Consider the following 24,236-nt stretch of genomic DNA (forward strand, 5'->3'; position numbering starts at 1 on the left):
GAGTGTCTCCGACACACAGGCGGCAGCGCATCTGGATGGTGGTGAGCAGGCGAGCATAGGCTGGGCCAGCGGTCGAGGTTCCCCGGCTGCTCGACCTGCGCCATGGCGTGCCCGGCCAGCCCCGCATGGCAGGCGTTTCTCGGGATTGGGGAAATTGTCGGGGTAGAACGCGACGCTGGCGAGCAAGCCGCAGTCCCATTCGTGCCGGCGAATCGCGTCGAAGAACGCGCCCGGCTGTCAATTCCGGTTGAATGTTGCGCGGATTTGCGGGTGGATTGTGACCCCTGGGGGTTTAGTCTTCGGTTTTGGTGGCTGCGGGGATGCGACCGAGGTCGCGGTTTTTGAGGCGGTAGCTGTCTCCTTTCATGCAGATGACTTCGGCGTGGTGAACGAGGCGGTCGATCATGGCGGCAGCGACGACGTCGTCGCCGAAGACTTCTCCCCATCGGCCGAAGGGTTTGTTGCTGGTGACGATGGTGCTGGCCCGTTCATATCGGGAGGAGATGAGTTGGAAGAACAGATTCGCCGCTTCGGCTTCGAAGGGGATGTAGCCAACCTCGTCGACCACGATTAGCGGGATGCGGCCGAGCTTGATCAGTTCCTGTTGGAGGGTGCCGGTGTGGTGGGCCTCGGCCAGTCGGGCGACCCACTCGGCGGCGGTCGCGAAGGCGACCCGGTGTCCGGCTTGACAGGCCCGGATCCCGAGTCCCACGGATAGGTGTGTCTTGCCGGTACCGGGTGGCCCGAGCAAGACCGCGTTCTCACGAGCGGCGATGAAGTCCAAGGCGCCGAGGTGAGCGATGAGTTCGCGTTGCACTGAACGCTGGTGTTCGAAGTCGAAGTCCTCCAAGGATTTGCGGGCGAGAAACCGTGCAGCGCGGATACGGCTTTCGCCGCCGTGAGCTTCGCGGGCGGCGACTTCGCGTTGCAGGCAGGCTGCGAGGAATTCCTCATACGACCAGTCTTCAGTGCGGGCACGTTCGGTGAGCCGTTCGATGGCTGCGGCCAGTGATGGTGCTTTGAGCGTGCGGGTGAGATAGGCCAGCTCGCTGGCCACGTTGCGCCCACTACCGCCAGTGGTGCTCTTGATTCTGGTCGTTTTCGTTACCATGTCAGGCGATGTCCTCCTCGGTCAGACCGAATAACCGGTCGTAGTCGGTCAAGTTGCGGTATTCGACCGCGGTCTGCGCCGGCGCCACGCGAGGCTGGCGGTAGATGGCTCGCAGCCGCGCTGCCGCTTCGGTGTGAGCAGAATTGGTGAGGCTTTGGTGTTTGGCCCAACACCGCGCATGCCGAGCAATCTCGGTGCCATCGCAGGTCGCCCTCACCTGGTCGAGGTCGGCGCTGATCTGCACTCGACGGCCGATCGCGCACGGATGGACCGAATAATCACTACCGTCGAAGTGAATGTAGTGATCCCGAGGCAACCGGATCGCGCGTCGCCAACCGGTCACCGGAGCTACCGGCGGCAATTCGAGCATCGCGTATCGATCCCCAACCCACCGATCCAGCGGACGGCATCCCAGCCTCCGGTGCTGACGCTGATTCGCTCGGACCAGCCACTCGCCCAGCTGCGCGTTGAAATCCGCTGGGCTGCTGAAGGCCCGTCCGGGCAGGAACGAGGTCTCCAAATAACCATTCGCCCGCTCGACGAGGCCCTTAGCTTCAGGATCCCGCGGGCGACACTGGATCACCTTGATACCGAGACTGCCACGAAACCCGCCATCGCCTCGGTCAGCTGGGGTTTCCCACCACGCCAGGCACCGACCGCTGCCTCGTTGTCCCACACCAGAGCCTTCGGGACCCGACCCCACCCCGACAACAACCGCCAATGCCCAGCCAGCACATCCTCCGCCCGCCGCGAGGGCAACATGACCGCGGTTATCACCCGCGAATACCCACTGACCAGCACCAACACCGGCGGGCGCCCGACCTGACCGAACCCCAGCGGGATATCCACCGGCGGAAACCACAAATCGCACTAAGGGATGTCTCGTAACCCGGTACCGGGCCGGCGTGGCCGATAGTCGATCATGTTGGTGTGGTGCAGGTGATCACAGCGTCGCGGCCGGAGTGGATCGCCCCGTTCACCGGGCTGGAACCGGGCCAGTTCCGCAAACTCGTGCGACTGGTCGCGAAGCGCGGCGGGGACGAGATCGCCGACGGCCGCCCAGGCCGGCAGTGGGCGTTGCCGCTGGCAGATCGGGTGCTGCTGGTGGCGACCTATTGGCGGACGAACCTGACGATGCGCCAGATCGGGCCGCTGTTCGGGGTGTCGCATTCCGCCGCGCACCGGGTGATCGACACGATCGGTCCGTTGCTTGCCCTGGCACCGGTCCGCAAACGTCGGGTGGATGCGGTGGCGATTGTGGACGGAACCCTGGTCCCGACGCGGGACCACCGGCTGGCGACGCCGTCGAAGAACTACCGCTATTCCAGCAACGTGCAGGTGGCGATCGATGCCGAGACCCGGTTGGTGATCGCCACCGGTGACCCGCAACCAGGCAGCCGCAACGATTGCACCGTCTACCGCGACTCCGGCATCGCCGAACACCTCGCCGACCAACCAGTCATGGCCGACGGCGGCTACCAAGGCAATCCCGAGGTCGTCATGCCGTACCGCCGACCCCGTGACGGCAGCGACCTCCCGGACTGGAAGGAAGACCTCAACGCCACCCACCGCACGATCCGCGCCCGCGTCGAGCACGTTCTGTCCCGGATGAAGAACTTCAAGATTCTGCGCGACTACCGCCGCGCCGCCAGCACCCTCGGCGACACGGTGTCCGGAATCGCGAACCTGCACAACATCCTCCTCACCGACTGACCACAACACCAAGCCCCGCCAACCACAGCATCAGTTACGAGACAGCCCTTAGGGTTGTCCATCGAAGATGGGTTCACAATCGGGCGAGAGTTCCTTCGTAGTCTTGTGCTGGACGAATTTCGAGACAGCGGGCGACCGTGCGACGGTGGTGGCTGTTCGCGGGTTCCGAGACCATTCGCCAGCCGCTGTTGCGGTTAGTGCTGTACCTCAGACAAGAGTGTCTTTCTCTCGTTGGCCCTTTCAGATTGGGACCACCACCTTGCGTCCAGGCCTGTCGGCGTGCCGAAGGACGTGTCGCAGCGGCCCGGCCCGGATGGGCACGGGTTTCGTCGCGCTGGTGGTCTGGTGAGGCGTGCGAACGCAAGCACGCCGAGCTGAAACTCAAGGTGGTGTTGGCGATGGCCTTGCTGCTTTGTCCAGGGCGGAATTGGGATTCCTTGCTCTGTCGCCGGGTTACGAACCGGTCGCCTGCCGGCCGATTGCGGCGAGCGGGGCCGCCCGTGACACTCGGAGGTCGTCGCGGCCGTGGATCCAGGCGTGCAGATCGCAGCGAAGGAATGCTCGAACTCGGAGACGGTGAAGCCGCGTCACTCGGCCAGGAAGCGCAGTACCAGGGGATACACCGGGGAGTACTCCAGCACGATGTGCGTCGCCTGGCCGGTCGCCACAACCTGGGTGCCAACTCTTGACAGTTGGTCGGGAAAACGCGACAGCGCCCTCGGAGTCATGAGACGATGACGCTGCGTGAGAGGAGGGATCCGTGGCTGACGGTTTTACTGTTGACGTGGATGCGTTGAAGGATGCCGGGTTGGGCTTGGCTGATCTGCTGGCCGAGTTGAAGGAGCTGAAGGTCGAGGACATCGACTGTGATCGTGTGTTCGTGGGACATGGGGGCCTTGCGGATGCGTACGGGTCGTTCTGCAGCCGGTGGCAGGTTGGTGTGGAGAACCTCACCAAGGATGGTGACGGGCTGGCGAAGCGGCTCATCAACGCGGCGGGGATGTACATCGAGGCGGATCAGGCGGCGGTGGGGGATCTCGGAGGCCTTGGCGGTGGCTGAGCTGGGGGAGAGCGGGAACCCGAAAGATCTGGTTCCAGGTGAGCCGAGGGAGATTCGGAAGTCGACTGAGCATCTGGTCACTTATGGGGCTGATGTGCTGCGGATCGGTGATGGGCTGAAGCGTCTGGACACGGGAGGGTGGACCGGAGCGGCGGCGGACAAATTCCATGAGTTCTTCGATGGGGAACCTGCCCGGTGGGTCTCGTGCGGCGAAGCTTTCCATTCGGCGGCGGAGGCGATCAACGGCTATGCGGGAACGTTGGAGTGGGCACAGGGCGAGGCAGCGCGGGCTATCCAGATGTGGGACCGCGGTCAGCGCGCCACCCAGCAGGCGCGCGCACAGTATGATCAGGCTGCTCAGCAGGCGGCCGCGGATGGCACACCCGAGGGTGAGGTGCCGTCGTTTCAGGACCCGGGCCAGGCCGGGCGGGATGAAGCGCAGCGGGTTCTCGACGCGGCGCGCAGCCAGCTCGTGTCCGCGGGAGATCGAGCAGTCGCGGTGGTGGACAGGGCCCAGGAGTCTGCACCCGCTGAGCCGACCCTGTTCGGGGAAATTGCCGAGGCGATCGGTGACATACCCGGCAACGTCGCGCACTATGGCATGACCGTCGCCGCCGACGTTGTCGACTTCGCCACCAACACCGCCGGCGCAGTCACCGAGGGCGCGGGGTGGCTGGCGGGCCGGGTAGTCGACGGTGCCGGCAACGTTGCCGGCGCGGTTCTGGACGGTGTCGGACTCGACGGGCACGCAGTCGAGCAGGCGACTGACAGCGCCGCCGACACTGTCACTTCCTCGACCCATACTGCGGGTGATGCAGCGTGGAAGTGGGGCGACGAACGCGCCGCCGACATCCGCGGCGCTGCCGACGATGTCGCCGAGTCACTCGGGGCAGAGGATCCGCCCTCGCACACCGAACCGGTTGACTTGGAGGCCGACAGCCCGGATTACGTCATTGTGGACGAAGACCGCTATCCCGAGTCGGCTGAGCATGTCAAGGACGCCCAGTCCGGCCTCATCTGGCGTGGTGACGAGGCACAGGAGGGGCGCAAACCGCTGCCATCGGAGGTGACTTTCGATCCAGCCGACGCCGCGTCGAGGCGTCGCGAATCTCTGGGTGATATTCCCTCACGCGGTGCGGAGAACCTTGATCGGGACGAGTATCCGCCAGCGATGATGCGCGAAGGCGGTGCGGGATCGTCAGTGCAATACATCGACAGCTCCGACAATCGTGGATCTGGCTCGTCCATGCGTCATCAGATCGGTGCGCAGAAGCTGGAAGCTGGGGACAAGGTCCATATCGTAGCCGGGTAGCGTCGGCTGACATGCGGTGTGCAACAAGACCGGATGCTGCCTTCACCGGCCGGCGCCGGGAGGGAAAGGCGGGTATCAGTTACTGATGTCGGAGGAAACGCTGCAACGACTGCGCGAGATCGCCACGCGCCGTGACCGGGAGCCTGACCTGATCTGGCCGGCGGCGCTGGCGGCGGCGGAGATTCTGGTCTGGCAGGAGCAGGCCGGGGAGGCCCGCGATCTGGCGATGGCCACCATCGCCGATTTTGGCCGTGGCTCGGCGGGCCTGGCAGGTAACGACACGCCGCTGCCTGATGTGCTTCTGTGGTCCGCGATCCGCAGCGATGAAGACCCGGTACCGCTATTGCGGAAAGCCGCGGAGTACCTGGCCCCGGAGAGTCTGCTCGGGACACGTCTGGTGCAGATTGCTGAGAGCCTCAGCGATCATGCTGCGTATAGCTTGCTCCTCGGCGCGGTGTCTCGCCCGGACCGCCCGTTTACGCCCCGCGAACAGGCGATGGCCGCACGCGACGCCGCAGATTTGTCCGACGCGGAGCGCACCCGCTTGTGGGTCGCCTCTTTCAACAAGGGGAAATACTCGATCGCCCGGCGGTTGCTCGAGGGGACCGGTCACCAGCCTCCCCGCTGGCCGGTTGCCTACTGGATGGCCGCGCGGTTGGTCGCTGACGGTGAGGTCGGTCTGGCCACCGACATCCTGATCCGTGCGCTTCCACTGTGGCATCCGCTCAAGGTCTGGAACGTTCTTCCGATCACGGTGGTGATGCGCCCCGAGCTGCACCCGGCGTTCACCAGCGAATTGCACGCGGCCGGGCTGGCCCGCGTGGACCTCTCGCAGATTCCCGGACTGGCTCGGTGACCACACCCAGTCCGATTGAGGCGCTGCTGGCACGCTCGAGGGGGCCTGCCGGGCAACCGCGGCCGGTCGAGTTCGACACAGCAACCGGCCCGCTGGCCGAGCTGGGTGCAGTGCTGAGCCGGTGTAACGGGTTTTTCGCGTTCAATGCCGGGGTGCAGGTGTTCCGGGCCGGTGAGCCCGGCGACGGCCCCGAGATCCAGGCGTGGAACTCCACCGACTTGTGGAAGGACACCTATCAGGGACTGGCCGATGGGTTGTTTTGCTTCGGCCAAGACCTGTTCGGGACGCAGTACGCGATTGAAGACCGCCGGCGGGTGGTCACGTTCGACCCGGAAACCGGCACCCGGACACCGTTGGGTGACAGCCTGGAGGACTGGGCCGCGTGGCTGCTGGCCGACCCGGACGTGCACGGCTGCTACGGGTTCGCCACCGCCTGGCAAGACACCCACGGCCCCCTGCACCACGACCAGAGACTCATCCCCTGGCAGTTCTTCACCCTCGGCGGAACCTACGAGCCGGCGAATCTGACCGCCAAGCCCGCGGATGCCTGCATGCGAATCCGTGGTCCCATCGCGCGGAACCTGCACACCCTGGACACCGGAACTCATATCACCATGACCCCCGAGCCCTCCGAGCACGACCGGATCGCGTATGCCGAGCTGGATGTGTTCGCCGACTACAACAGTTTCCTCGTCCAGGACGAGAACGCCAGAATCAATCCGGGACCAGCCTGGACCGACGCGCTCATCCACGACCTGATCGCGACCGCGCCCGGCGCCATCGGGATCGGCACTGTCCGCGCGATGACCGTCCCCGTCACCGTCGAGGTCCGCACCACCGAACCAGCCGGACAGGACCCGGATACGTGGGACCACATCACCGAAGCCGGCCTGCACACCAATACCGGACGGCTGCTGGTGTCGATGTTCGACCACCGCCCCGAAATACCCCGCATCCAGGTTCCACCCGGCGACTATGCCGCCCGCATCCACTACCGCGGCTTCGACACCCTCACCCCGGACGGACTCGACGGCCACGACAGCTACCACATCGTCCTCTGGCCCTCGCCACCCCGCGCAGCACACGTCCTCAAGCGCTACCCCCACCCGATCCCCGGTGGCTGACCCAGCACGCAAGGCGATGCCGCTTTCGGATTATTTCGAGCTGGCGGGGGAAGTCCGGGCCTAGCTTTAGTTTTAACCCTTGAGTGGCCGGGTGAGACTCTGGTTGATCATGAGTGAAGCCCTTGGTCGATCATTCCTCTTGCGACGGATGGAAGATCGAACCAAGGGCTTCAGCTGATCAGTGTGCACCAGCCGTGGACGCCGATGCGGCCAGGGAGCTGTCGGCGTTGCGGCAGGAGTTCTACGACTGTCTTACCCGGCGGGCGGACGTGTTGTTCGAGCTGATCGATCCGGCGTTGTGCGCGGACGGGCAAGTACGGTCGGTCGCGGAGCTGTCCCTGACAGGTGAGCACCGCCGAGGGCATGGCAGCGGCTATGCCGGGCTGGCCCGAGGCCGGGTGGACATCAGCCGGTTGCGCACCGCGCTGACCGCGGTGTCGCTGCCACGGGCGGCGGACGGGCAGCTGGTGCTGGCGGTGGATGTCACCTGCTCGGTGCGGCCTGAGGCACACACCTGCTCACAGCGGATCCTGCTACGACGGCCCCCCTCTGGCGCACGTCTTGGCCGATCTTCCGATCACCGTGCTGGTGCGGATGCGCACCGATCGGGTCCTGCACCGCCCGGTCGGTCCGCAACCGCCCGACACGGTGGGCAGGCCCCGCCGCCACGGCGACGAATTCGCCTTCGGTGACCCGGGTACCTGGAGCGAGCCGGATGTCACCGTCGACACCACGACCCGGCTCTACGGACCGGCGCTGATCCGGGCCTGGGACCGGCTGCACCCACGACTGACCCACCGCATCGTCTGGCGGCTGGCCACGGCGAACCACATCAGCGTCTTCGATCTGACGCGCTATCTGGCCGGGGCACCCGAGAAACCTCTGCGGCCCGAGTGGGTGGCCGCCGCCAGCGGCTGGCCGTTGCCGATCTTGTTGCAGCGGATTCGCGGCCTGCTGGCCGAGGACCAGGTGAGCGGGCATTCGGGCACCGTCTGCCGACGTTGCATGGCTCACCGAGGCGTGTTCGAGCGCGTCGTCGTCTGCCGCCCCTGGCACATCAACGTCTGCCTGCGCCACCGACTCTGGGTCGGCGACATCCACAGCCCCGAAGAGCAGTTCGGCCTCAGTGACCTCCCGACGTCGTCGCCGCGCAACGAGCCCATGACCGTCTGGTCCGCCGGCACGGCACCGACCTCGCCAACCATGCTTATGACGCCGCCGACCGAGTCGTCCGGCGCTGGACCGAACGCCGCGACTGGCCCGAACACCGGGACCGCAGGCTGAAGGCCGGGCTCGCACGCCGATACGAACGCATCCTCATGAACTCGATCGAACTCGACGTCACCAACTACCCGGAAGTCGTCACCCTCGCCGGTCTCCTGGCATCCGAGTACTGGCGACGCACTCTCGTCAACCACGACGAACCGCCCAACTGGGCGCCCAACAGCGCCGAGCAACGCTTATACGACGAAGCCAGCAGACGCCTCAAGATCGCATACCAGCCCTGGGGCTACGACCCTCTGGCCACCTGGGTCGACCACATCAGGCGCTCCTACCTGCTCCAACGAGCAAACCACCACGTCGAAGGCCAGCCCAGGCGATAGACTGCGTCATCGCTGATCGGTCCCCGCGGACACGGTCGGAAGTGAGCCGGGGAACGCGCCCGATGGAATCGGGACCCCGGCTTCGCGCTATCCAGGGACCAGAGACGTCACCCCGCAAACACCTGCTTGGCTCAACTCAAGTGGCAGACACCGGGAGCCGTCATTGACACCCAACCTGAGCCACCGCAGCTCGGAGCCTGTTCAATGGATCAGATCAACTGGCAAAGGACAGCAGTGGGCGTTGATCGAGGGCTTGTTGCCGGTGCAGGCGGGCAAGCCGGGTCGGCCGTTTTCGGATGCGCGGGAGATGGTCGAGGGGATGATCTGCCAGTATGCGTGCGGGCTAGCGTGGCGGGATGTGCCGCCTGTTTTTTGGTCCGTGGCAGTCGCTCTGGACCCGGCACCGGAGGCTGGCCCGCGAGGCCATCTGGCATGTGGTGCTGCGGCGGTTGCTCGCGACGGGCGACGCTGCGCGCGAGATCGACTGGGCCATCTCGGTCGATCCCACCATTGCCCGCGCGCATCAGCACGCCACCAACATCACCCGCGCCACGGGGGCTTCGTCGAATTACACGAATCCTCGGATCGAGTCGCCTGACCATGCGCTGGGCCGCTCATGCGGCGGGCCGTCGACCCGGATTCATGAACTCGTCGACGGCGACGGCCGTCCGCTGGTGGTGCTGCTGACCGCGGGGCAGGCCGGGGACTCACCGAAGTCTCTGCCCTTATTGGGCCATTTGTCCGTGCCCGGTCAAGCCGGAGAAGCAGCGCGGACACAGCCGGAAGGGGGCCGATGCCGAGGTACTCGATCCGGGCGCGGTGGTGTTCCCGGTCGCGGTGCGCGAATGGGTAGCGCATGTGCAGGTCCCGGGTGGGCGGGTTGTTGAGGTAGTCCGCGCGGGGGCAACCGTCGAGGTGCGGACACTCGTCGATCCAGACGTTGCAGTTCCAGCACACCAGGCCGCGGCACATCCCGGTGAAGTGGTCGTGGTCGACGATGATGCCGATGGTCCGGCCGCAGGCGTGGCACATCGGGCCGGCGTGGTCGATCAGGCGTTGGCGGATCCGGCCGAGGCGGTCGTCCCCGGTGTAGCGCGGCCAGATACTCCGGCCGCCGATGAACGCGCACCGGCGGGCAGGCGACACGGTGCTCGGGTCGACCGGGTCGTTCCGCAGGCCCACCGTCCACCAGACTCGATGGTGTTCGCGAGGAGCACGCCGTTGTTCGTCGTTGGGTGCGAACATGCGGTAGACGATGCCGTCAGTCCACCAATCGCACTGGCGCTCGTGGGGGATGCGGCCATCGTGGCGAGCACGATCTTCGGCCGCGAAACGCTGTTGGAGCTGGTTCGCCTGCGCGACCAGCTGTTTCCCCAGTGCGGCGCGCGCGTCGGCGTCGGGGTTTCTGGCCGCTCGGGGATTCCGGCCCATCACAGCGTGGACTTCGTCGCCGTAGTACATCTCGGTGCACAGCACCGCATCCTCGCGAAAGAGGTGGTAGCGGCCGTCGTCGCCGAGCACGGTCGTCATCAGCCCTTCGGGGGGCTTCCAGTCCGCGTTCAGGCAGGACAGGTGTGTGCTGGTGCGGACGTAGTCGTCCACCCCGTCGTAGTCCAGGGTGAGCGTGAACCGCTACAACAGCGCGTCCCGGCGCTGCTCCGGCCACTCCTCGATGCCGCGCAACCGACGTCGCCGACGGGCAGCCACTACGGGTCTCGTCGAGGAGCCCGGCTGGCTTCCTCGGCCAGCACGCGGTCGAGCTGGCCGAGCACGCCGTGCGGATCGTTCGCGACGCCGTCGCATGATCCGAAGGTGCGCGAGCGGCGGGTTGTCGCGACCGAGCATCAGACCCTGCGTGGTACCGGCGAGCTGTTCCGCGGCGACGTGAACGTCCTTGCCGCTGTTCTGGCGGTGAGGACATCGTCAGCGCGGTCCCAGGTCGCGGTCGGCCAGGTTTGGTCCTGAGGCACAGTCACCTGTATCAGACGGTAGCGTCGGGATCCGATGCCTCAGTTCGGCTGGCTTGGTTGATGTTGGCGTCGACTGCAGCGTCGGCACGAAGGGAATGAGAGCGCCTGATGACCGACTACGAGTTTCCGAGGACACCCGAGATCGAGAATGCGTACCGGGCTGCATACAAAGCGCTGGCAGCCCTCGCCCCACACGCGGTCACCGCCGAAGAGGAAACTTCCTTCCCCGACGTGCTCTCACAGTTTCAGTTCCTGATCGACAGGGCGGATCTCGCGACCTCCGGGCAACTCGGCCCGCCTGTTTCATGGCAGGCACCGCGGCTAGATGGCGACTGGGACCTGGTCATGTCAGGCATCGATCTTGACAACGGCGTGCATGACTTCGACGATGTTCAGCTAGGCACGGACGCATGCGAAGGCTCGAACGGCTCTTGGCGCGATAGCGCTCTGGCTCGGGCGGGCTTGGTGTACAAGCGAGCGTGCAAATGGGACTTCCCGCCAGGTGAGGCCGGCGTGTGGCTGGTGATGTTGGCCCCGGTATCGGCGAGCGGCGGCGAGGATGAGGACGGCCCGTGGTACTTCAGTGGCCGTCTGGCCGGGTTCGTGGTGGTATACGACCGCGATGAGGACGGCGCCTACGAGTCGGTAGGCCACATCTGGACTGCGACCGCATGGCAACGCCGCGGGATCGCGCGGCGGCTGCTGGCAGAGGCAAGGTCGCGGTTCCCGGTCACCAGCGTCGAGGAGCCATACACCCGCGCAGGCGCCGCGTTCCTGGGTGCTTGCCGGGCACCGGGCTTCCCCTCGTAGCGTGGAGACCTGAACCAGGAGAGATGATCAGGTCGTGGGAACTAGAAGGCGCTAGTTCGACCCGGGGTTCCGGGCTGGTGCGGTGCGGATCGTGGCCGAGACCGGGAAGCCGGTCGCTCAGGTTGCGCGGGACTTGGAGATCAGCCCGTACACGCTGCACAACTGGGTGCAGGCCGAGCGAGGCAAGGCCGAAGGGCCACAGGGTGCGTTGAGCGAGGCCGAGCGTGAGGAGTTGGCCCGGTTGCGTGCTGAGAAAGTGCGGTGGGCCAAGGAAAAGACGGAGTTGGAGATGGAGCGTGATGTGCTCAAGCGCTCCGTGGTCCTGTGGGTGAAGGATGCGATGAACCAGTGATCGTGGCGGAGTTCATCGCGTCCCAGAGGACCGGTTTCGGCGTTCCGCACGCGATCGCCTGCCGGGCTTTGGAGGTCTCGCAGTCCTGGTTCTGCAAGTGGATCAACCGTACGCCCACCGGCCGGGACCGGCGGCGGGAGAAGTTGGATGAGCAGATCAGGCGGCTGTTCACCGCCTCGGGCGATACCTACGGCAGCCCGCGCATCGCCCGTGACTTACGCGAGGCAGGCTGGAGGATCTCGGAAAACACAGTCGCCGCACGGATGGTCGAACTCGGCCTGGCCGGGCGGGCGCCCCAGCGGCGGCGGTCGCTGACCCGACAGGGCACACGGCCGGTCGCGCGGGACCTGGTCCGGCGGGTGTTCACCGCAGTGGCACCGAACGTGCTGTGGTGCGGCGATGTCACGCAGATCGACACCGACGAGGGACTGCTCTACATCGCCACCACCGAGGACCTGTTCTCCCGGCGGATGCTCGGATACGCGATGTCCGAACACCATGACTCTGCGCTGGTGGTGGCCTCGCTGCGGATGGCCGCCACCACCCGGGGTGGCCAGGTCGACGGGGTGATCTTCCACAGCGACCGCGGATCCGAGTACACCGCTGCCGCGACCGGTGCGGCCTGCCAGGCGCTGGGTGTGGTCCAGTCGATGGGCCGGGTCGGGTCCGCGCTGGACAACGCCGCAGCCGAGTCATTCAATTCCACGCTGAAGGTCGAGTTCGCGCACGGACACCGGTTCGCTACCCGGGCCGGAGCGCGGATCAAGATCGCGACCTGGATCGCGGACTTTTACAACACCACCCGCCGCCACAGCGCCAACGACGGACTCGCCCCGATCCCGTTCGAGCATCAGATAGCACACGCACGGGCACCATCAGCGACGCAGGTCAGGACCGAAGTGGCATAACACCGTCTCCACGATTCGAGGGGATTGACAGTCCGGGCGGGCAGCTCGCAGGCCAGCGCTTTGATCTCGGCCACGGTCGTCGCGGTGAACACCCGAGGCCGCCCACTGCGCGGTCGATCCTTCAACCCCGGCATACCTTCGTCGCAGAACCTCCTGCGCCACTTGCGCACCGTGTCCTCAACCACGCCCAGCTCGCGGGCGATGCCGGCATTGGATCGCCGGTCGGCGGCGGCCAGCACGATCCGAGCCCGCACGACCTGACGATGCTCGGCAGATCCCGAACGCGCTATGCCCTCCAGGATCTGCCGGTCTGCTCCGGTCAACGTGATCACATCGGGGCTCACCATGCCCACCGACTCACCCGCCTCAAGATCGACTGTAAGGGTGGGACGGTATTGGGCAGGATGTCGTCATGGCCTCCCCGCCCGAGTCAACCAAGACCTCGCTGCGTCAACGCCTGCAAGCACGAGTCCGGGACCGCTGGCCCGTCCTGGCCAGCGTCACCACCCGCCACCACGGGGCGTTCGCATACATCAGCGGCCACCTCGCCGACGACACAGTGTTGCCCTTGTTCCGGCTACGCTACAACGGATCCGCCACCACTGGGGGTTCGCCGTCTATCTGGCCAGCCGAGACGGCTACGAAAACTCCATCCTGCCCAGCGGCTACCCCTCCGGAACCCCAGAAGAAGCCCTGGACTGCGCCTGCGGGCTACACTTCAACGACGCTACCGCCTGGCTCAAACCCCCGACGAACTAACGGGCGCAACCACTAGTTAGTTCGTCCGCGACCGCAGCCATCAGTGCGCCCGCCGAGCCGAACGGCGGATCGCAACCGCCCCGTACATAGCTGTGAACCCGGTCATCACAGCGCCTGGGCCGACCAGACCAGTTCAATCCGATGTGCGGTAACAGGAGCCTACGCTGGACCGAGAGCCATTATCCGCCCTCTACCTACGATCTTTTTGCGAAATCTGCAGGTAATTGGCCTACTATTGACTGGTTCGCTTTCTCGCGCATTACCCGTACCCCGGTAGCCACCCGTTTGGGCCTTTCGGCACACTTGTCTGCCATGCAAAGATTGTGATCACGTCAGTAGTGATAAGTCTTATTATTGGCCCACTACCAGGAAGGCAGGATGAAAACTATGAAGTCGATTGCCTTGCCAGTTATCGCCGCAGTCGCCGGTTTGACATTTAGTACACCTGTAGCGTCGGCTTCAGATCAGGCTGTTCCCAGAAGACCGAATCCTGCGGCGCCGTCGTGTGGCGGCACGTTCTCGGTGTTCTACCTTGGGTCTAAGCCGGTGAACGACGTCTTTTCAGTGAGAATCTACTACAGCGATATGTATCGCTGGACTCAGGGACAAGGCGGAACTATCGACTACACCGCTTCCTCCGGCCAGTCGTTCGACGGCTACAACGCAAACCCGAGCGGTGGATCCAGCGTGATCGACAATGTTCCATCCACGTTTGTCGGAACTTGGCACGCCTACGTGTACCGCATCGACGGCACCAACGCGTGTATAGCAGAGTTCGATGTAGCCCATGACACTCCACCCAAATCGCATTAGTAGCCGCTAATAGGATGACGCGATAGGATGCGTCATCCTATCGATGCTGGTATGCTCTCCTGATGAGCGACACGTTTTCCGTCCCTCTCGCTCTCTATGAAGCAAGTGGACGAGGCGAGCGGAGATGGTTGGAAGGTTTCCAGGTCGATCCAATAGAGCAGACTGTCATCGAGATGTGGATTGGTCATCGAGATGACAGTACCCCGACATGTCGAGACACGCTCACAAGTAGCTACTCTTCAGATTTCCTGGAAACTCCAATAGTGACTAGCGTTGGGGCAGAGCACTACGTTGCACGCGAGGCGCTTCATGTCCAATTAAACCGAAATCTGCCAACCAGAAATCATCCTGATGGTTTCACCAGAAGAATGATGCGTTTTGCTGAATCTGTAGTATTTACCTCATTAGGGTGGTCCACTGAAGATGTGATCGTAGGCGACAACAGTGCATCTTTCAGGTATCTCCAATTTGCGGAAGACAAAGTTGGAGTGGTCAGGCGAGGTAAACTCCCGCCGATCGGGTTGATTACTCCTACTGGCTTCTCGGGCCGCCTGAAGTTGTCGAAGGTGGAAGATTTCTCAAAGTACGGTTTCGAGAAATTTTTAGGGGTTAGTCGAGAGTCAATTTCGAACGCAGTTCATCGCCCATCAAATTACCATCCTGACTACTCACAATTTTTCGAAGACTAATGCAGGCTACGTCGTACTCGCCGCTCTCCGCGCTAGCCATGGCATTTCACGGTGGGGCGGATGTTTGGCCCTGCGACGAGGAAAGAGAATGATGCCGTGAGCTGCGATGATACGGCTTGTCAAAGCCTACAGCGGTTGCACGTTTTAGGAGTACCCGTTTAGGAACTGCCAAAGCCGCCGACCGGCGCGCCGTGCTCGCCGAGGCCTGGGCCAGGCACCCGCACCGGTTCGGTGGTATCACCACGGCACCGAAGGTGCTCGATCTCCCCGACACCGTCTGGATCAACCGACCAGCCGACAACACCAGCCAGGAGACCAAAACCGAAGCCGCCTATCACCCACTGGTCTCACTCACCTTGACAAATTCCGCCGTGGCCCGTCGCTGCGCGGGTGCTGGGAATCCATCCGCTCATTGTCGCCCTCGACTACCGGGGACACGGTCTTGCGGGTCATGTCAGTCGATCCGTATCTCGCCCTGCATCAGGCCGGGTTGCTGTGAACCAGTGGACTCAACTCACCCTGACACGCAGGGGAGCACGATGCGAGTGGGTTCCGGGGTCGGCTTGCTGCGACAGGTTCGCCGGGTGTGGCGGCGGGACCGGCTTCTGGGCTGTTACCTGGGGTGGTGGGTGGTTGCGTTGATGAGTGGGGTGATGAAGTGTCGGACGGGGTTGGCGAGGTTGGGGTGGTCGCCGTGTGTGGTGCGGTGGAGGATGCGGGCTGCTGCGGTGATGAGGGCGGCGTGTCCGGTGGGGGTGGTGAGGGTGTCGGTGAAGGTGTTCCAGACGTGTGTTGCGGTGTCGGGGGTGGGTAGGGAGTGCAGGTAGAGCGTTGCGGCGTCGATGCCGGTGGGGCCGCGGCCCCACATTTCCCAGTCCAGTAGCCCGAATCGGGGCTGGGTGAGGTTGTTCCAGTGCAGGTCGCCGTGCACGGTTTCCCAGTGCCGGGGGAGTGCGTCGGCGACGTGGTCGCCGAAGATGTGCCGTACTCGTGGGGGTTCGGTGGTGTCGTGGTGGAAGCGGTGGGTGGGGATGGTGTGCAGGTGCTCGAGGCTGTGGCGTAGGTCGTGCCACCACTGTTGGGGCAGCGTGATCGGTGTGTGCAGGGTGTCGGTCGGGGAGCAGGGGCGTTCGGGCAGGAAGGTCATGAGTTCGGCACGGACGCGTCGTTGCTGGTCAGGTGTGTCCCATTGAGTCCAGTCGAGGACGTGGGGTTTGCGGATGCCGGTGATGGTGTTGGCGTCGACGTTGCCGGTCCACCAGTCGGCGTCGGTGGTGAGCCATCGGGTGTGTTCGGTGCAGATCCGTAGCCAGCGTGGGGTGCCGTGGTGGTTGCGGACGGGTGCGCTGAGGGAACGGAGCCGCCAGCCGGTGACCGGTGGCCCGGTGACCGTGACGGCGAAGTGGCGGGCGGCGGTGTCGAGGTTGGTGCGCATCCAGGCGGTGAAAGTGGCGTCGGAGCGTTCGATGCCGGTCATTTGGTGAGGTGGTGCAGGTAGAAGGCCGGGTCGGTGAGGAAGCGGCGCCATTGGGCGGTGAGATCGAGTTCGGTCCAGCGTACGTGCCGGGAGCCGTGGTCGCCGACCTCGATGATGTCGGCGCCGGGGGTGGCGGCCAGGATCGGTGAGTGGGTGGCGCAGATGACTTGCGCGCCGGTGGTGCCGAGGTGGTGCATGAGCGCGGTGAGCTGCAGACATGAGGTGAACGAGAGGGCTGCCTCGGGTTCGTCCATGAGGTAGAGGCCGGGGCCGGTGAACATTTCGTCGAACACGGTCAGGAAGCCTTCGCCGTGGCTCATCGTGTCGGTGTCGGCTTGCCAGTATCCGAGCCGGCCGGAGACGGCGTTCATGAGCCCGAAGGCCGTTTCCGCGCGCAGGAAGAACCCGCGTCGTTTGGTGCGTGGCCCGGACCGCAACCGCGCACCCTCAGCTGTGGTGTCCAGCCGCAGCACCTGCCCGAGCGCGGTTTTGGGGCGGTTGTTGCCGTACTTGCGTCCGGCCCGTCCGCCCTGGGCATCCAGTCCGAACGCTTCGGCGAGCGCTTCCACGACGGTCGATTTGCCGGACCCGTTCTCGCCCACGACGACCGTGACCGGCGCGGTGAACTCCCACCCGTGCTCGGCCAGCTCCGCCACGCACGGCACCGTGTAGGGCCAGGTGGTCATCGCGTGCGGGCGCAGCGCGCCGGGCACGGACGCGCGGGTCACGAGCATACGGTCCCTCCCAGCTGGTCACCGGTAGTCGGGCGCGCACGCCCCGGCAGGCCCGCAGTTGCCGGCCGGACGGCAGGCGGGGCTGCACGACGGGCCGCACTGAGGGTTGCACATGTTCGGCACACAGGCTCTCGCGGCGGGTCGTGTGTCGAACTCTGCCCGCAGTGTGGCCTGCACGTTGGCCGCTGTGTCGCCGGTGAGGATCGTGTGCAAGGCGGTGTCGTGGACGTTGCCGATCGGCAGCCAGCGGGAGAACACGCACGGCCAGACCGAGCCGTCCGGTCCGATCGCCGCTGTGCCGGTGCCGCAGCGCCCGCACAGCTGGGCCAGCGACCGCTGGTCGGCCCGGACCCCGCGCCCGACCTCACGCAGCCGGTCGTACCCGACCATCGGCACGCCGAGATCGACCAGCTGTGCGCCCGCTTCCCGGGCACGTTGGTCGCCGCCGATGTCGATGATCCCGGCCCGCACCGGGATGCCGCGGCGGAGTGCTTCGTCGATGTTGGCGCGGGTTCGGTGATAGGTCGGGCGTCGGGTGATCGCCTGGTGCTGGGCGGGGTCGTCGGAGTAGAACGACGTCGCCAGCGACACTCCCTCGCCCGCGAACGTCTCCCACAGCTTCTCGGTGATGTGCACCAGGTTGGTGAACACTTCCACCGTCAGCCCCAGCATCCGTGCGTACGACACCAGAGCGGGCAGGCTGGGGTGCAGGGTCGGCTCGCCCCCGATGAACTGGACCGTGCGCACACCCATCGCAACCGCCTGGCGCATTACCTGGCACCAGCCAGCCGTCGTCATCGTCCCGTGGTCACCATCCGGGCCGCTATCGGCATAGCAGTGAACACAGTCAAGCTGACACCTACCGGTGATTTCCAACCACAGAAAGTTCATCGGAACTGCACTCGAGTCCATGGTGGACATTGCAGAGCTCCCATCCCGTTGTGCGATGACGTCACTACCTGCGCGACGCTGACGTGTCCTCCTGCAGGGCGTATTCCTCGCCGAGGAGTGGCGCGATCACAGCGTCGCCAACAACACGGCGGACACACTGAGCGCGGTGCTATGCAGTGCTTGATCAGTCAGGTATATGCCGTTGAGTCCACCCGCGTTGAGCCGGGCGAAGCCCTTCTTGCCGATGTGGTCTAACAGCCAACGAACCGGCCAGCGACGATCCAGGAACGCATGGGTGGCAGCCGACCAGAGCAGCGCAGTCGTGATCCCCCATGCTGACCAATGCAACGGCAGCACCAGCCATGCCAGGGACCCGAGCAGGAGCAACGTCGCGTGGTACTGCCCGACATGAGCCAGGTTCGCCGGCCATCCCGTATGCGGGTTCGCCCCGGCGGCGATCTGGTGCGACGTCGGTGCGCCCTTGTTGTCGGCTTGCCAGTCGGTCTGGCCGGTGACGTGATCAGCGAGGTTGTGGGCGACGTGCACGACTGCCCAGCTGGCCGCGAACGTCGCCAGCGTCGCCAGTTCGGCCTCCGTGGCCATCAGGGCACCGCCGGGGCGATGTCGAGTTCGCAGGACACGAGCCAGTGGTCAGACAGGTGTGTGCCGGGGCGGACGTGGACGCGGTAGCTGCCGGGGACCAAGGTGATCGGTGCCCGCGTGCTCCAGGCGATGTGGTCGATGCACATGCCGGACGTGCCCTCGGCGGCGGGGTTCACCGTCGGGGTGAGGTCGCCGGCTTCGATGGCGGCGTCGCGCCAGCCGTGTTCGAGGAACGCGTCGTAGGCAGTGGTGTGTACTTTCCACCCCTCGCTTGTCCGGATCCCCTTCTGCGAGCGTTTCCACGGTGTGCCCTGGGCATCGCAGTGGGCTCCCCAGTCCTCGGGGTAGGTCGCATCGGGATGGGTGGGGGCGGCGTTGAAATCACCACCGGTGAGCGAACGGTATTGGGCCAGTTGTCCCGATCGGCTCGCTTGCTGGTCGAATCCGGTGGCGCCGTCGGAGCCGTTCCAGTGTTCGCATTTGAGACGGATCTCGTGGCCGTTGATGTCGGCCAGGAGGGTGTTGGCCAGGAGTTTTCGTTCTTCGTCGTGCTCGTACCACTCCCGGGGGCGCACGAAACGGGTCTCGACGAACAGGCCGGGGACGTTGATCGATCCGGGCACGGTGGAGATCCAGCCCTGGTAGCGGCCGACCGTCGTGCGCTGCCCGTCCGGCGTGGTCGTCATGCCCCAGAGGTCTTGCAGCAACTCGAGGAACTCGAAAAACGGTCGACACCGAAACTTCGTGTAGTAGGTGCATTCGGGCATGAACAGCACGTGCGGGGGCTGCTCCAGTGTGGAGAGTGAGTCCCGGACCGCGCCGAAGTCGTGGATACCGCTGTCGCGGTCGTAGCCGCCGCGCTTGTGGTTGAGCGTGGCGACCCTCAGCCGCATCGGCAGGGACGTCATTCGATGCCTCCTGCGAAAGGACGGCATGCGGCGGGTGCGCCGGAAGGCGGATGGTCGGTCAGGACGATGCGGTGGCTGCGGGTGTGGATCACCCCGGGCCGGTGGATGCGGGCGCTGACGGGGGCTGGGTCGGGGCCGATGTCAAGAGACCACGTGCGGTGGGGTGAGGCGCGCCATTCGCGCAGCAGCCGCGCGATCCGTACGGCGATGTGGTGGGCACCGGGGCCGTGGAAGGCGACTCCCAGTTCCACCGTGCCGGTGGTGCCGGGCACGGGGCGGGAGGTGAGGTAGGCCAGGTCGCCCTGGTAGGCCACGGCGGGGCCGCTGTGGCCGGAACCGATGGGGATTTCCAGCGGGACGTCGGTGGGTGTGCTGAGGCGGCAGCTGCCGGTTTCGGTGGCGGCCAGGCGCAGCCACAGCCCGGTCGTGGTCAGGGTGGGCGGGATCTGCAGCTTGGTCCAGAACACCCGTGCCGGGACGGTGAGGGACTGGTTGATCCACTCGGGTCGTGGTGGTCGGGTGTGGCAGAGCTGGTCGTCGTCGGCTTCCAGCCGCCACTGGTAGGCCAGCGCTCTGGTGTGTGTGCCGGTTGGAAGTGTGCCGGTGAGCCGGTTGAGCGCGATCAGCCGGGTCGGGGTTGCCCGTACTGTGCCGGGCGCGGAAGGCCGCGGCCGGGTGCCGGCGAGCAGGTAGGTTGCGCCGCGCAGCCGCAGGGGCACGGTCAGGATGCCGTCGTGCCGCAGCTGGGTGATCCAGGATGGGGCGAGGTCAGATGCCGCGGCAGTGACGATGATCCGGTCGTAGGCACCCGGCGAGCCCTGGAAGGTGGCGCCGTCACCGGCCGCCACGTGCACGTGCGCAGCGTGGACGGCGAGCAGGTCCCGGGCGAGCGCCGCGGCGGTCGGGTCGATCTCCACCGCCACGACGCTGCCGGTAGGGCCGGTGCAGTGGGCGGCCAGTGCGGGAATCAGCCCGGTGCCGGCCCCGACGACGAGGACGGAGTCGCCGCGCTGGATGCGGGCGGTGTCGAGGATCGCGGCGCTGAGGCGGGCCGAGACCACGTGCACGGTTGACGGGCCACCCGCGAGCGGGACCCGGACCGTGGTGTCGGGGTGGTAGACCTCGGTGAGCGGGATTCCGGGCAGGAAACTGTGGCGCGGTAGCGCGGCGACAGCGTCGGCGACTGCGTCCTGCTGTAACGCGGGGCGCAGCGTGGCGGCCAGGCCGGCATGCAGCTCGGCTGCCGCGGCATCGGTCTCCGTGGCGGTGGTGTGGTGTCGGGGCATGGGGTGCACTTCCAGAACGCGAACGAGGCCGGGGCGCCCGCCACCAAGGGAGGGAATGGCGGACACCCCAGCGGCTGTCAGCTGGGCCAGGGAGCGGCGTTGCGGGCGACGTCGACGACCCACACGCGCCAGGCCGCGGCGGCGCTGTAGACGGTGGGTGCCTGCCCGGGCGGGGCCGAGGCTTCGGCGCGGCTGCAGGCGCCGACGAGGACCTCGTGGCCACGGTGGTTTGTGACGGCGGGGCCGCCGGAGTCACCGGGGCCGGGCCCGTCGGTGCCGTGAGGGTTGGTGGTGCACAGCTCGTCACGGCCGATCCCGGCGTCCCGGCACGCGGCGTGTGGGAGCACCGTCGTAGGTAGCTGCTGCAGCTGTTGAGGCAGGGTTCCGGTGCCGGAGGGGTCGAGGCTGCCCCACCCGAGGAGCGTCACCATCTCGCCCGGCCAGGCCGGGACAGTCTCCAGTGGGATCGGCTGGTTACGTAGCTGATGGTCCAGCCTGAGCATGGCGACGTCCCACACGTCGTCGCCCGCGCCCCATGCCCAGCCGGGGTGGACCACGATGTGGGGCACGGTGGCGGTTTCACCGCCGCGCGTGCGGTCGGCCGAGCCCACGCGCACGTGGAATCGCTTGCTGCCGACCGGCACCTCGTCGGTCGGCAGCGGGCCGGCTGGGTCGGTGACACAGTGAGCGGAGGTGACAACCCACCCGGGAAATACCAGTGAGCCGCCACAGGTATGTGCATTCTTCTTGTGGTAGTCCGGGGCGTCGTATTGCAACGACACCATCCACGATCGGGGCTGCGCTGGGCTGCCACCCACCAGGAAAGGGTCGGCGGCTGCGGCGGGAGCCGGTGCTGGCCCCATGGACAGCAGCGCCGCACACGCCAGCGCCGCGAATACCCGGAGTGTCATTGCTCTCCTTCGGTGTCGTGAGGACATGCCGACGTGGCGTCCCCGGTGCTGGTTGGGGTGCTCCAGGTGTGGGCGACGATTCCAGCGATGAGGTCCTGTGCGTCGGTAGCCTGCGTGAGAGCCGGGCCGTGCGGGAACCACTGCTGGGCGGGACCCGGTGGTCCTACGAGGGTGTAGCCGGTGAACAACTCGGCAATCGCGTCGGGACTGCGGAAGTGCACGGGTCCGGCGGCAGCGTCGTTGACCTCGTCCTGTATTTGCTGCGCAAGACTCGTTCCTGCAGGGGTTCCGGGGTCACAGGCGTGAGTTGCGACCACGCAAACCCCGTGGCCTTCGTCTAGCGATCGAACGTGATCGAGGAGGGTTCGTGCGTCGTCGCTTGTCATCGTGTCCAGTAGTCCGGGAATGACCACCGATAGTGGCAGGTGGTCGCGAAATAGCCGAGATACATCGTGATGGTCGGGTACTCGTCGTGGCATGGACACAATCCGGACGCTGTCACCGTCGGCAATCCACGCGTGCGCCTTTGCCAACAGCAGTTCCCGATCCTCCACGTACACGGCGTGGAGCTCGTCCCACGCGTATTCGGGCGGTGCTACTCGCCGGTGCAGCGGCTCACCGACAGGTACCTCGGCTCCCAGAACAAGCAGATTGCAGCGAAACGTTTTGACTGCCCACCGCGCGGCCCGCTCGATGAACATCTCGCGGTCGCGTACCGCGCAACCCAGGTCAGGTGTGATCTGCTCGAGCTTGTCCAGCAACCTATGGTCGGCGTCGTACATCACTTCGTTGCCGCCCAACAGATGGTTACGAATCCGGCCCAAATCCGGGCAATAATAGAAGAAACTGATGTCCTAACCCCGTTCACTGAATGCAGTTTGCGTCTCGTCGTCCCAGCGAATACAGGTTGGCCGATCTCGGGTCCTGCAGAACTCGTACGCCGCGGTGTACGACCTTGACCCGTTCGGTTTCGGATCTGATCGGCTGAGGTAGCACGGTTCCTGCCGCGCAGTGGCAGCACATCGACGTGGCCTCATGCGAGCCACCGGCCGGATGGGCTTCTTTCCCGTGGTCACTCCAGGCGAGCAGCCCGTTCTTGCCGTGCGCCCCGACCCGGAGAAACGCGGCATCTGGTGGGGTGTCCGCGTAGAGCCAGACCACCCCAGCACCCGCTGAGGCGGGCCCACGTCTAAGAGCCCGACTCGGAGCGAGCCGGTCAGTCGGCGCGGGGAGGGCGAGGAGTGCATCAACGACCTCCGCGATGCCACCCGAGCGTTCCCGCCTCAGTGAGTGGTCGGGGGCGCGGTGGAGGCCCATGGCGTTGCAGAGCCCCTTGAAGGCGAACACGTCAGCCGACCCTTCTGGCCAGCGCTCTGCTGCCATCACCCCTGCTATCTCGCCGTCGTGCTCGGTTTCGGTGACGAAAAGCCATCCGGCACGGCGCGGATCCGGGAGATGCCGAAGCTCTGGAAACTCCACGAACGCCGCCAGTTCGTTCGTCATCGGTCCATTCCGTCCTGTCGAGTTGCTCGGCCTTCCCGTCAGAGAAGACGGAGATGGAGGGGCCTGCCCCGCCTCTGCGGGGCAGGGGCGCTACGCCGGGCGGGGCAGGCATGGCGATGCAGCGAGCGATCTGCGGGACGCTCGAGCCGCACCGAGGTCTGCACGCGGATCAGCTTCCCCGAGTTACCTGCTCCCGCGGACGCATGCCCGCATCCGGGTGGTAGCGACGCACCGGGGATGCCTGGAGCGGGACGACTGCGATGTCCTCAACCTCTGGGATCACCGACATGATCTCTTCGTCGCGCTCTGCCGCTGTCCGTTCGGCACGTGCACGGAACTCGGCAGCTCGCCGGTCCCGGATCGCAGCCTGTACTTCATAATTCTGCTGTGCCTGCCTCTGCAGCCGCGTTTCGACGTCCTTCACCGTCGGCCGCCCACGCGGGGCAGGGATCGGCCGCCGCGCTCGCCGCAGCAATCCCATGACCAGGATCATCAGCGGAAATAGGCAACACACGATGACCGCTGCCGGGTGCCCCTCTCGAGCTACTTCGCCAAGCGTGACCACTTCCTGCATGTCATGCACCCCTCTCGCCGGACTCGCTTCTCATCGGCGGTATCTCGTCGTCGGTGCCGGGCGGGCAGCGCCTGGAGCCGCTGCCCGCCCGGCGGCACCTCCGCTAGGCGGGGCTCCGCTCAGCTCCCGGAACGGCGGTTCTGCATTGGGGAGACGCCGCCTGGGAAGAGCTGGCCTCAGCGAAAAGGCCGTCGCGCCGGTCCGCCGGAGGTGCACGTCACAACCTTGAGACCAGCGGCCGACCGGGACCAGCCAGTAAACCGGCAGA

The 24,236-nt window shown here is 65.9% G+C and carries 27 protein-coding genes and 2 pseudogenes; 14 read left to right on the top strand and 15 right to left on the bottom strand.

The genetic code is table 11. The features are described from left to right. Window positions 1-292 precede the first annotated feature (292 nt). Window positions 293-1,111, bottom strand: a complete 819-nt coding sequence (gene istB / locus ABD793_RS25075; protein WP_344864105.1) for an IS21-like element helper ATPase IstB — start codon at window positions 1,109-1,111, stop codon at window positions 293-295. 1 nt (window position 1,112) lies between these two features. Continuing rightward, complete coding sequence (locus tag ABD793_RS42780; RefSeq protein WP_425548764.1) at window positions 1,113-1,631, bottom strand: Mu transposase domain-containing protein; 519 nt, start codon at window positions 1,629-1,631, stop codon at window positions 1,113-1,115. A gap of 413 nt (window positions 1,632-2,044) precedes the next feature. Here ABD793_RS42780 and ABD793_RS25085 point away from each other — a divergent pair, with 413 nt between their 5' ends. Next, the gene (locus ABD793_RS25085; protein WP_344864263.1) at window positions 2,045-2,824 is read left to right on the top strand and encodes a transposase family protein; all 780 of its coding nucleotides are present in this window, start codon (window positions 2,045-2,047) and stop codon (window positions 2,822-2,824) included. Between the two features lie 587 nt (window positions 2,825-3,411). Here ABD793_RS25085 and ABD793_RS25090 read toward each other — a convergent pair. Further along, on the bottom strand, window positions 3,412-3,552 hold the full coding sequence (locus ABD793_RS25090) for a hypothetical protein (RefSeq protein WP_344864109.1): 141 nt from the start codon (window positions 3,550-3,552) through the stop codon (window positions 3,412-3,414). 32 nt (window positions 3,553-3,584) lie between these two features. On the opposite strand from ABD793_RS25090, the gene ABD793_RS25095 reads away from it, so the two are divergent. The 8 genes and pseudogenes from ABD793_RS25095 to ABD793_RS42790 all read left to right on the top strand — a co-directional run bounded on the left by ABD793_RS25095 (window position 3,585) and on the right by ABD793_RS42790 (window position 9,378). Then, window positions 3,585-3,884, top strand: coding sequence for a hypothetical protein (locus ABD793_RS25095; RefSeq protein ID WP_344864111.1), 300 nt, complete (start codon window positions 3,585-3,587; stop codon window positions 3,882-3,884). After that, window positions 3,877-5,196, top strand: coding sequence for a putative T7SS-secreted protein (locus tag ABD793_RS25100; RefSeq protein WP_344864113.1), 1,320 nt, complete (start codon window positions 3,877-3,879; stop codon window positions 5,194-5,196). The genes ABD793_RS25095 and ABD793_RS25100 overlap by 8 nt, the downstream gene beginning before the upstream one ends. A gap of 85 nt (window positions 5,197-5,281) precedes the next feature. Continuing rightward, the gene (locus ABD793_RS25105) at window positions 5,282-6,052 is read left to right on the top strand and encodes a hypothetical protein (protein ID WP_344864115.1); all 771 of its coding nucleotides are present in this window, start codon (window positions 5,282-5,284) and stop codon (window positions 6,050-6,052) included. After that, window positions 6,049-7,176: a hypothetical protein gene (locus ABD793_RS25110; RefSeq protein WP_344864117.1), complete on the top strand. Its 1,128-nt coding sequence runs from the start codon at window positions 6,049-6,051 to the stop codon at window positions 7,174-7,176. The genes ABD793_RS25105 and ABD793_RS25110 overlap by 4 nt, the downstream gene beginning before the upstream one ends. Window positions 7,177-7,445: 269 nt before the next feature. Beyond that, window positions 7,446-7,637: pseudogene (locus tag ABD793_RS42785) on the top strand (transposase); the annotation flags it as partial. Window positions 7,638-7,737: 100 nt separating this feature from the next. Next, window positions 7,738-8,460, top strand: coding sequence for a transposase (locus tag ABD793_RS25115; protein ID WP_344864118.1), 723 nt, complete (start codon window positions 7,738-7,740; stop codon window positions 8,458-8,460). 35 nt (window positions 8,461-8,495) lie between these two features. Beyond that, window positions 8,496-8,780, top strand: a complete 285-nt coding sequence (locus tag ABD793_RS25120; protein WP_344864120.1) for a hypothetical protein — start codon at window positions 8,496-8,498, stop codon at window positions 8,778-8,780. Window positions 8,781-9,021: 241 nt separating this feature from the next. After that, window positions 9,022-9,378 carry a transposase gene (locus ABD793_RS42790; RefSeq protein ID WP_425548771.1) on the top strand — a complete coding sequence of 119 codons (357 nt, stop codon included), beginning with the start codon at window positions 9,022-9,024 and terminating at the stop codon, window positions 9,376-9,378. Here the strand turns inward: ABD793_RS42790 and ABD793_RS25125 are convergent. Then, the gene (locus ABD793_RS25125; protein ID WP_344864122.1) at window positions 9,321-10,382 is read right to left on the bottom strand and encodes an endonuclease domain-containing protein; all 1,062 of its coding nucleotides are present in this window, start codon (window positions 10,380-10,382) and stop codon (window positions 9,321-9,323) included. The genes ABD793_RS42790 and ABD793_RS25125 overlap by 58 nt on opposite strands. Before the next feature lie 476 nt (window positions 10,383-10,858). Here ABD793_RS25125 and ABD793_RS25130 point away from each other — a divergent pair, with 476 nt between their 5' ends. The 3 genes and pseudogenes from ABD793_RS25130 (at window position 10,859) to ABD793_RS25140 (ending at window position 12,820) form a co-directional block, all read left to right on the top strand. Next, on the top strand, window positions 10,859-11,560 hold the full coding sequence (locus ABD793_RS25130; RefSeq protein WP_344864124.1) for a GNAT family N-acetyltransferase: 702 nt from the start codon (window positions 10,859-10,861) through the stop codon (window positions 11,558-11,560). Between the two features lie 67 nt (window positions 11,561-11,627). Further along, window positions 11,628-11,912 (top strand): annotated as a pseudogene (locus ABD793_RS25135) (transposase); the annotation flags it as partial. Continuing rightward, window positions 11,909-12,820, top strand: a complete 912-nt coding sequence (locus ABD793_RS25140; RefSeq protein ID WP_344864126.1) for an IS3 family transposase — start codon at window positions 11,909-11,911, stop codon at window positions 12,818-12,820. The pseudogene ABD793_RS25135 and the gene ABD793_RS25140, both read left to right, overlap by 4 nt. Here ABD793_RS25140 and ABD793_RS25145 read toward each other — a convergent pair. Then, window positions 12,763-13,167, bottom strand: coding sequence for a helix-turn-helix domain-containing protein (locus tag ABD793_RS25145; protein ID WP_344864265.1), 405 nt, complete (start codon window positions 13,165-13,167; stop codon window positions 12,763-12,765). The genes ABD793_RS25140 and ABD793_RS25145 overlap by 58 nt on opposite strands. 799 nt (window positions 13,168-13,966) lie before the next feature. Between ABD793_RS25145 and ABD793_RS25150 the strand changes: the two genes are divergently transcribed. Next, a complete protein-coding gene (locus tag ABD793_RS25150; RefSeq protein WP_344864128.1) occupies window positions 13,967-14,392 on the top strand; it encodes a hypothetical protein in 426 nt (141 codons plus the stop codon). Window positions 14,393-14,454: 62 nt separating this feature from the next. Then, window positions 14,455-15,081: a hypothetical protein gene (locus ABD793_RS25155; protein ID WP_344864130.1), complete on the top strand. Its 627-nt coding sequence runs from the start codon at window positions 14,455-14,457 to the stop codon at window positions 15,079-15,081. A gap of 613 nt (window positions 15,082-15,694) precedes the next feature. Here ABD793_RS25155 and ABD793_RS25160 read toward each other — a convergent pair. The 10 genes from ABD793_RS25160 to ABD793_RS25205 all read right to left on the bottom strand — a co-directional run bounded on the left by ABD793_RS25160 (window position 15,695) and on the right by ABD793_RS25205 (window position 23,968). After that, window positions 15,695-16,558 (bottom strand): aminoglycoside phosphotransferase family protein, encoded by an 864-nt coding sequence (locus ABD793_RS25160; RefSeq protein ID WP_344864132.1) that lies wholly within the window; start codon window positions 16,556-16,558, stop codon window positions 15,695-15,697. Continuing rightward, complete coding sequence (locus ABD793_RS25165; RefSeq protein WP_344864134.1) at window positions 16,555-17,292, bottom strand: AAA family ATPase; 738 nt, start codon at window positions 17,290-17,292, stop codon at window positions 16,555-16,557. The genes ABD793_RS25160 and ABD793_RS25165 overlap by 4 nt, the downstream gene beginning before the upstream one ends. Before the next feature lie 18 nt (window positions 17,293-17,310). Next, on the bottom strand, window positions 17,311-18,213 hold the full coding sequence (locus ABD793_RS25170; RefSeq protein ID WP_344864136.1) for a radical SAM/SPASM domain-containing protein: 903 nt from the start codon (window positions 18,211-18,213) through the stop codon (window positions 17,311-17,313). Window positions 18,214-18,309: 96 nt separating this feature from the next. Further along, a complete protein-coding gene (locus ABD793_RS25175; protein ID WP_344864138.1) occupies window positions 18,310-18,786 on the bottom strand; it encodes a hypothetical protein in 477 nt (158 codons plus the stop codon). Continuing rightward, window positions 18,786-19,721 (bottom strand): hypothetical protein, encoded by a 936-nt coding sequence (locus ABD793_RS25180; RefSeq protein ID WP_486303689.1) that lies wholly within the window; start codon window positions 19,719-19,721, stop codon window positions 18,786-18,788. The genes ABD793_RS25175 and ABD793_RS25180 overlap by 1 nt, the downstream gene beginning before the upstream one ends. Then, window positions 19,691-20,980 carry a class I SAM-dependent methyltransferase gene (locus ABD793_RS25185; RefSeq protein ID WP_344864142.1) on the bottom strand — a complete coding sequence of 430 codons (1,290 nt, stop codon included), beginning with the start codon at window positions 20,978-20,980 and terminating at the stop codon, window positions 19,691-19,693. The genes ABD793_RS25180 and ABD793_RS25185 overlap by 31 nt, the downstream gene beginning before the upstream one ends. Before the next feature lie 77 nt (window positions 20,981-21,057). Next, a complete protein-coding gene (locus ABD793_RS25190) occupies window positions 21,058-21,891 on the bottom strand; it encodes a S1 family peptidase (RefSeq protein ID WP_344864144.1) in 834 nt (277 codons plus the stop codon). Then, the gene (locus tag ABD793_RS25195) at window positions 21,888-22,715 is read right to left on the bottom strand and encodes an SAM-dependent methyltransferase (protein ID WP_344864146.1); all 828 of its coding nucleotides are present in this window, start codon (window positions 22,713-22,715) and stop codon (window positions 21,888-21,890) included. Before ABD793_RS25195 ends, ABD793_RS25190 begins: the two co-directional genes overlap by 4 nt. 40 nt (window positions 22,716-22,755) lie before the next feature. Further along, window positions 22,756-23,394, bottom strand: a complete 639-nt coding sequence (locus tag ABD793_RS25200) for a hypothetical protein (RefSeq protein ID WP_344864148.1) — start codon at window positions 23,392-23,394, stop codon at window positions 22,756-22,758. Window positions 23,395-23,563: 169 nt separating this feature from the next. Continuing rightward, window positions 23,564-23,968, bottom strand: coding sequence for a hypothetical protein (locus tag ABD793_RS25205; protein WP_344864150.1), 405 nt, complete (start codon window positions 23,966-23,968; stop codon window positions 23,564-23,566). Window positions 23,969-24,236 lie beyond the last annotated feature (268 nt).

The organism is Amycolatopsis ultiminotia, assembly GCF_039536925.1.
GTDB classification, from domain to species: Bacteria; Actinomycetota; Actinomycetes; order Mycobacteriales; family Pseudonocardiaceae; genus Amycolatopsis; species Amycolatopsis ultiminotia.

Excerpts from the sequence above, each read along its gene's own strand:
- istB (WP_344864105.1), bottom strand. The coding sequence starts at position 1,111 with ATGGTAACGAAAACGACCAGAATCAAGAGCACCACTGGCGGTAGTGGG.
- ABD793_RS25090 (WP_344864109.1), bottom strand. The coding sequence starts at position 3,552 with ATGACTCCGAGGGCGCTGTCGCGTTTTCCCGACCAACTGTCAAGAGTT.
- ABD793_RS25105 (WP_344864115.1), top strand. The coding sequence starts at position 5,282 with ATGTCGGAGGAAACGCTGCAACGACTGCGCGAGATCGCCACGCGCCGT.
- ABD793_RS25120 (WP_344864120.1), top strand. The coding sequence starts at position 8,496 with ATGAACTCGATCGAACTCGACGTCACCAACTACCCGGAAGTCGTCACC.
- ABD793_RS25130 (WP_344864124.1), top strand. The coding sequence starts at position 10,859 with ATGACCGACTACGAGTTTCCGAGGACACCCGAGATCGAGAATGCGTAC.
- ABD793_RS25145 (WP_344864265.1), bottom strand. The coding sequence starts at position 13,167 with ATGGTGAGCCCCGATGTGATCACGTTGACCGGAGCAGACCGGCAGATC.
- ABD793_RS25150 (WP_344864128.1), top strand. The coding sequence starts at position 13,967 with ATGAAGTCGATTGCCTTGCCAGTTATCGCCGCAGTCGCCGGTTTGACA.
- ABD793_RS25155 (WP_344864130.1), top strand. The coding sequence starts at position 14,455 with ATGAGCGACACGTTTTCCGTCCCTCTCGCTCTCTATGAAGCAAGTGGA.
- ABD793_RS25160 (WP_344864132.1), bottom strand. The coding sequence starts at position 16,558 with ATGACCGGCATCGAACGCTCCGACGCCACTTTCACCGCCTGGATGCGC.
- ABD793_RS25165 (WP_344864134.1), bottom strand. The coding sequence starts at position 17,292 with ATGCTCGTGACCCGCGCGTCCGTGCCCGGCGCGCTGCGCCCGCACGCG.
- ABD793_RS25170 (WP_344864136.1), bottom strand. The coding sequence starts at position 18,213 with ATGTCCACCATGGACTCGAGTGCAGTTCCGATGAACTTTCTGTGGTTG.
- ABD793_RS25175 (WP_344864138.1), bottom strand. The coding sequence starts at position 18,786 with ATGGCCACGGAGGCCGAACTGGCGACGCTGGCGACGTTCGCGGCCAGC.
- ABD793_RS25180 (WP_486303689.1), bottom strand. The coding sequence starts at position 19,721 with ATGCCGTCCTTTCGCAGGAGGCATCGAATGACGTCCCTGCCGATGCGG.
- ABD793_RS25185 (WP_344864142.1), bottom strand. The coding sequence starts at position 20,980 with ATGCCCCGACACCACACCACCGCCACGGAGACCGATGCCGCGGCAGCC.
- ABD793_RS25190 (WP_344864144.1), bottom strand. The coding sequence starts at position 21,891 with ATGACACTCCGGGTATTCGCGGCGCTGGCGTGTGCGGCGCTGCTGTCC.
- ABD793_RS25200 (WP_344864148.1), bottom strand. The coding sequence starts at position 23,394 with ATGACGAACGAACTGGCGGCGTTCGTGGAGTTTCCAGAGCTTCGGCAT.
- ABD793_RS25205 (WP_344864150.1), bottom strand. The coding sequence starts at position 23,968 with ATGCAGGAAGTGGTCACGCTTGGCGAAGTAGCTCGAGAGGGGCACCCG.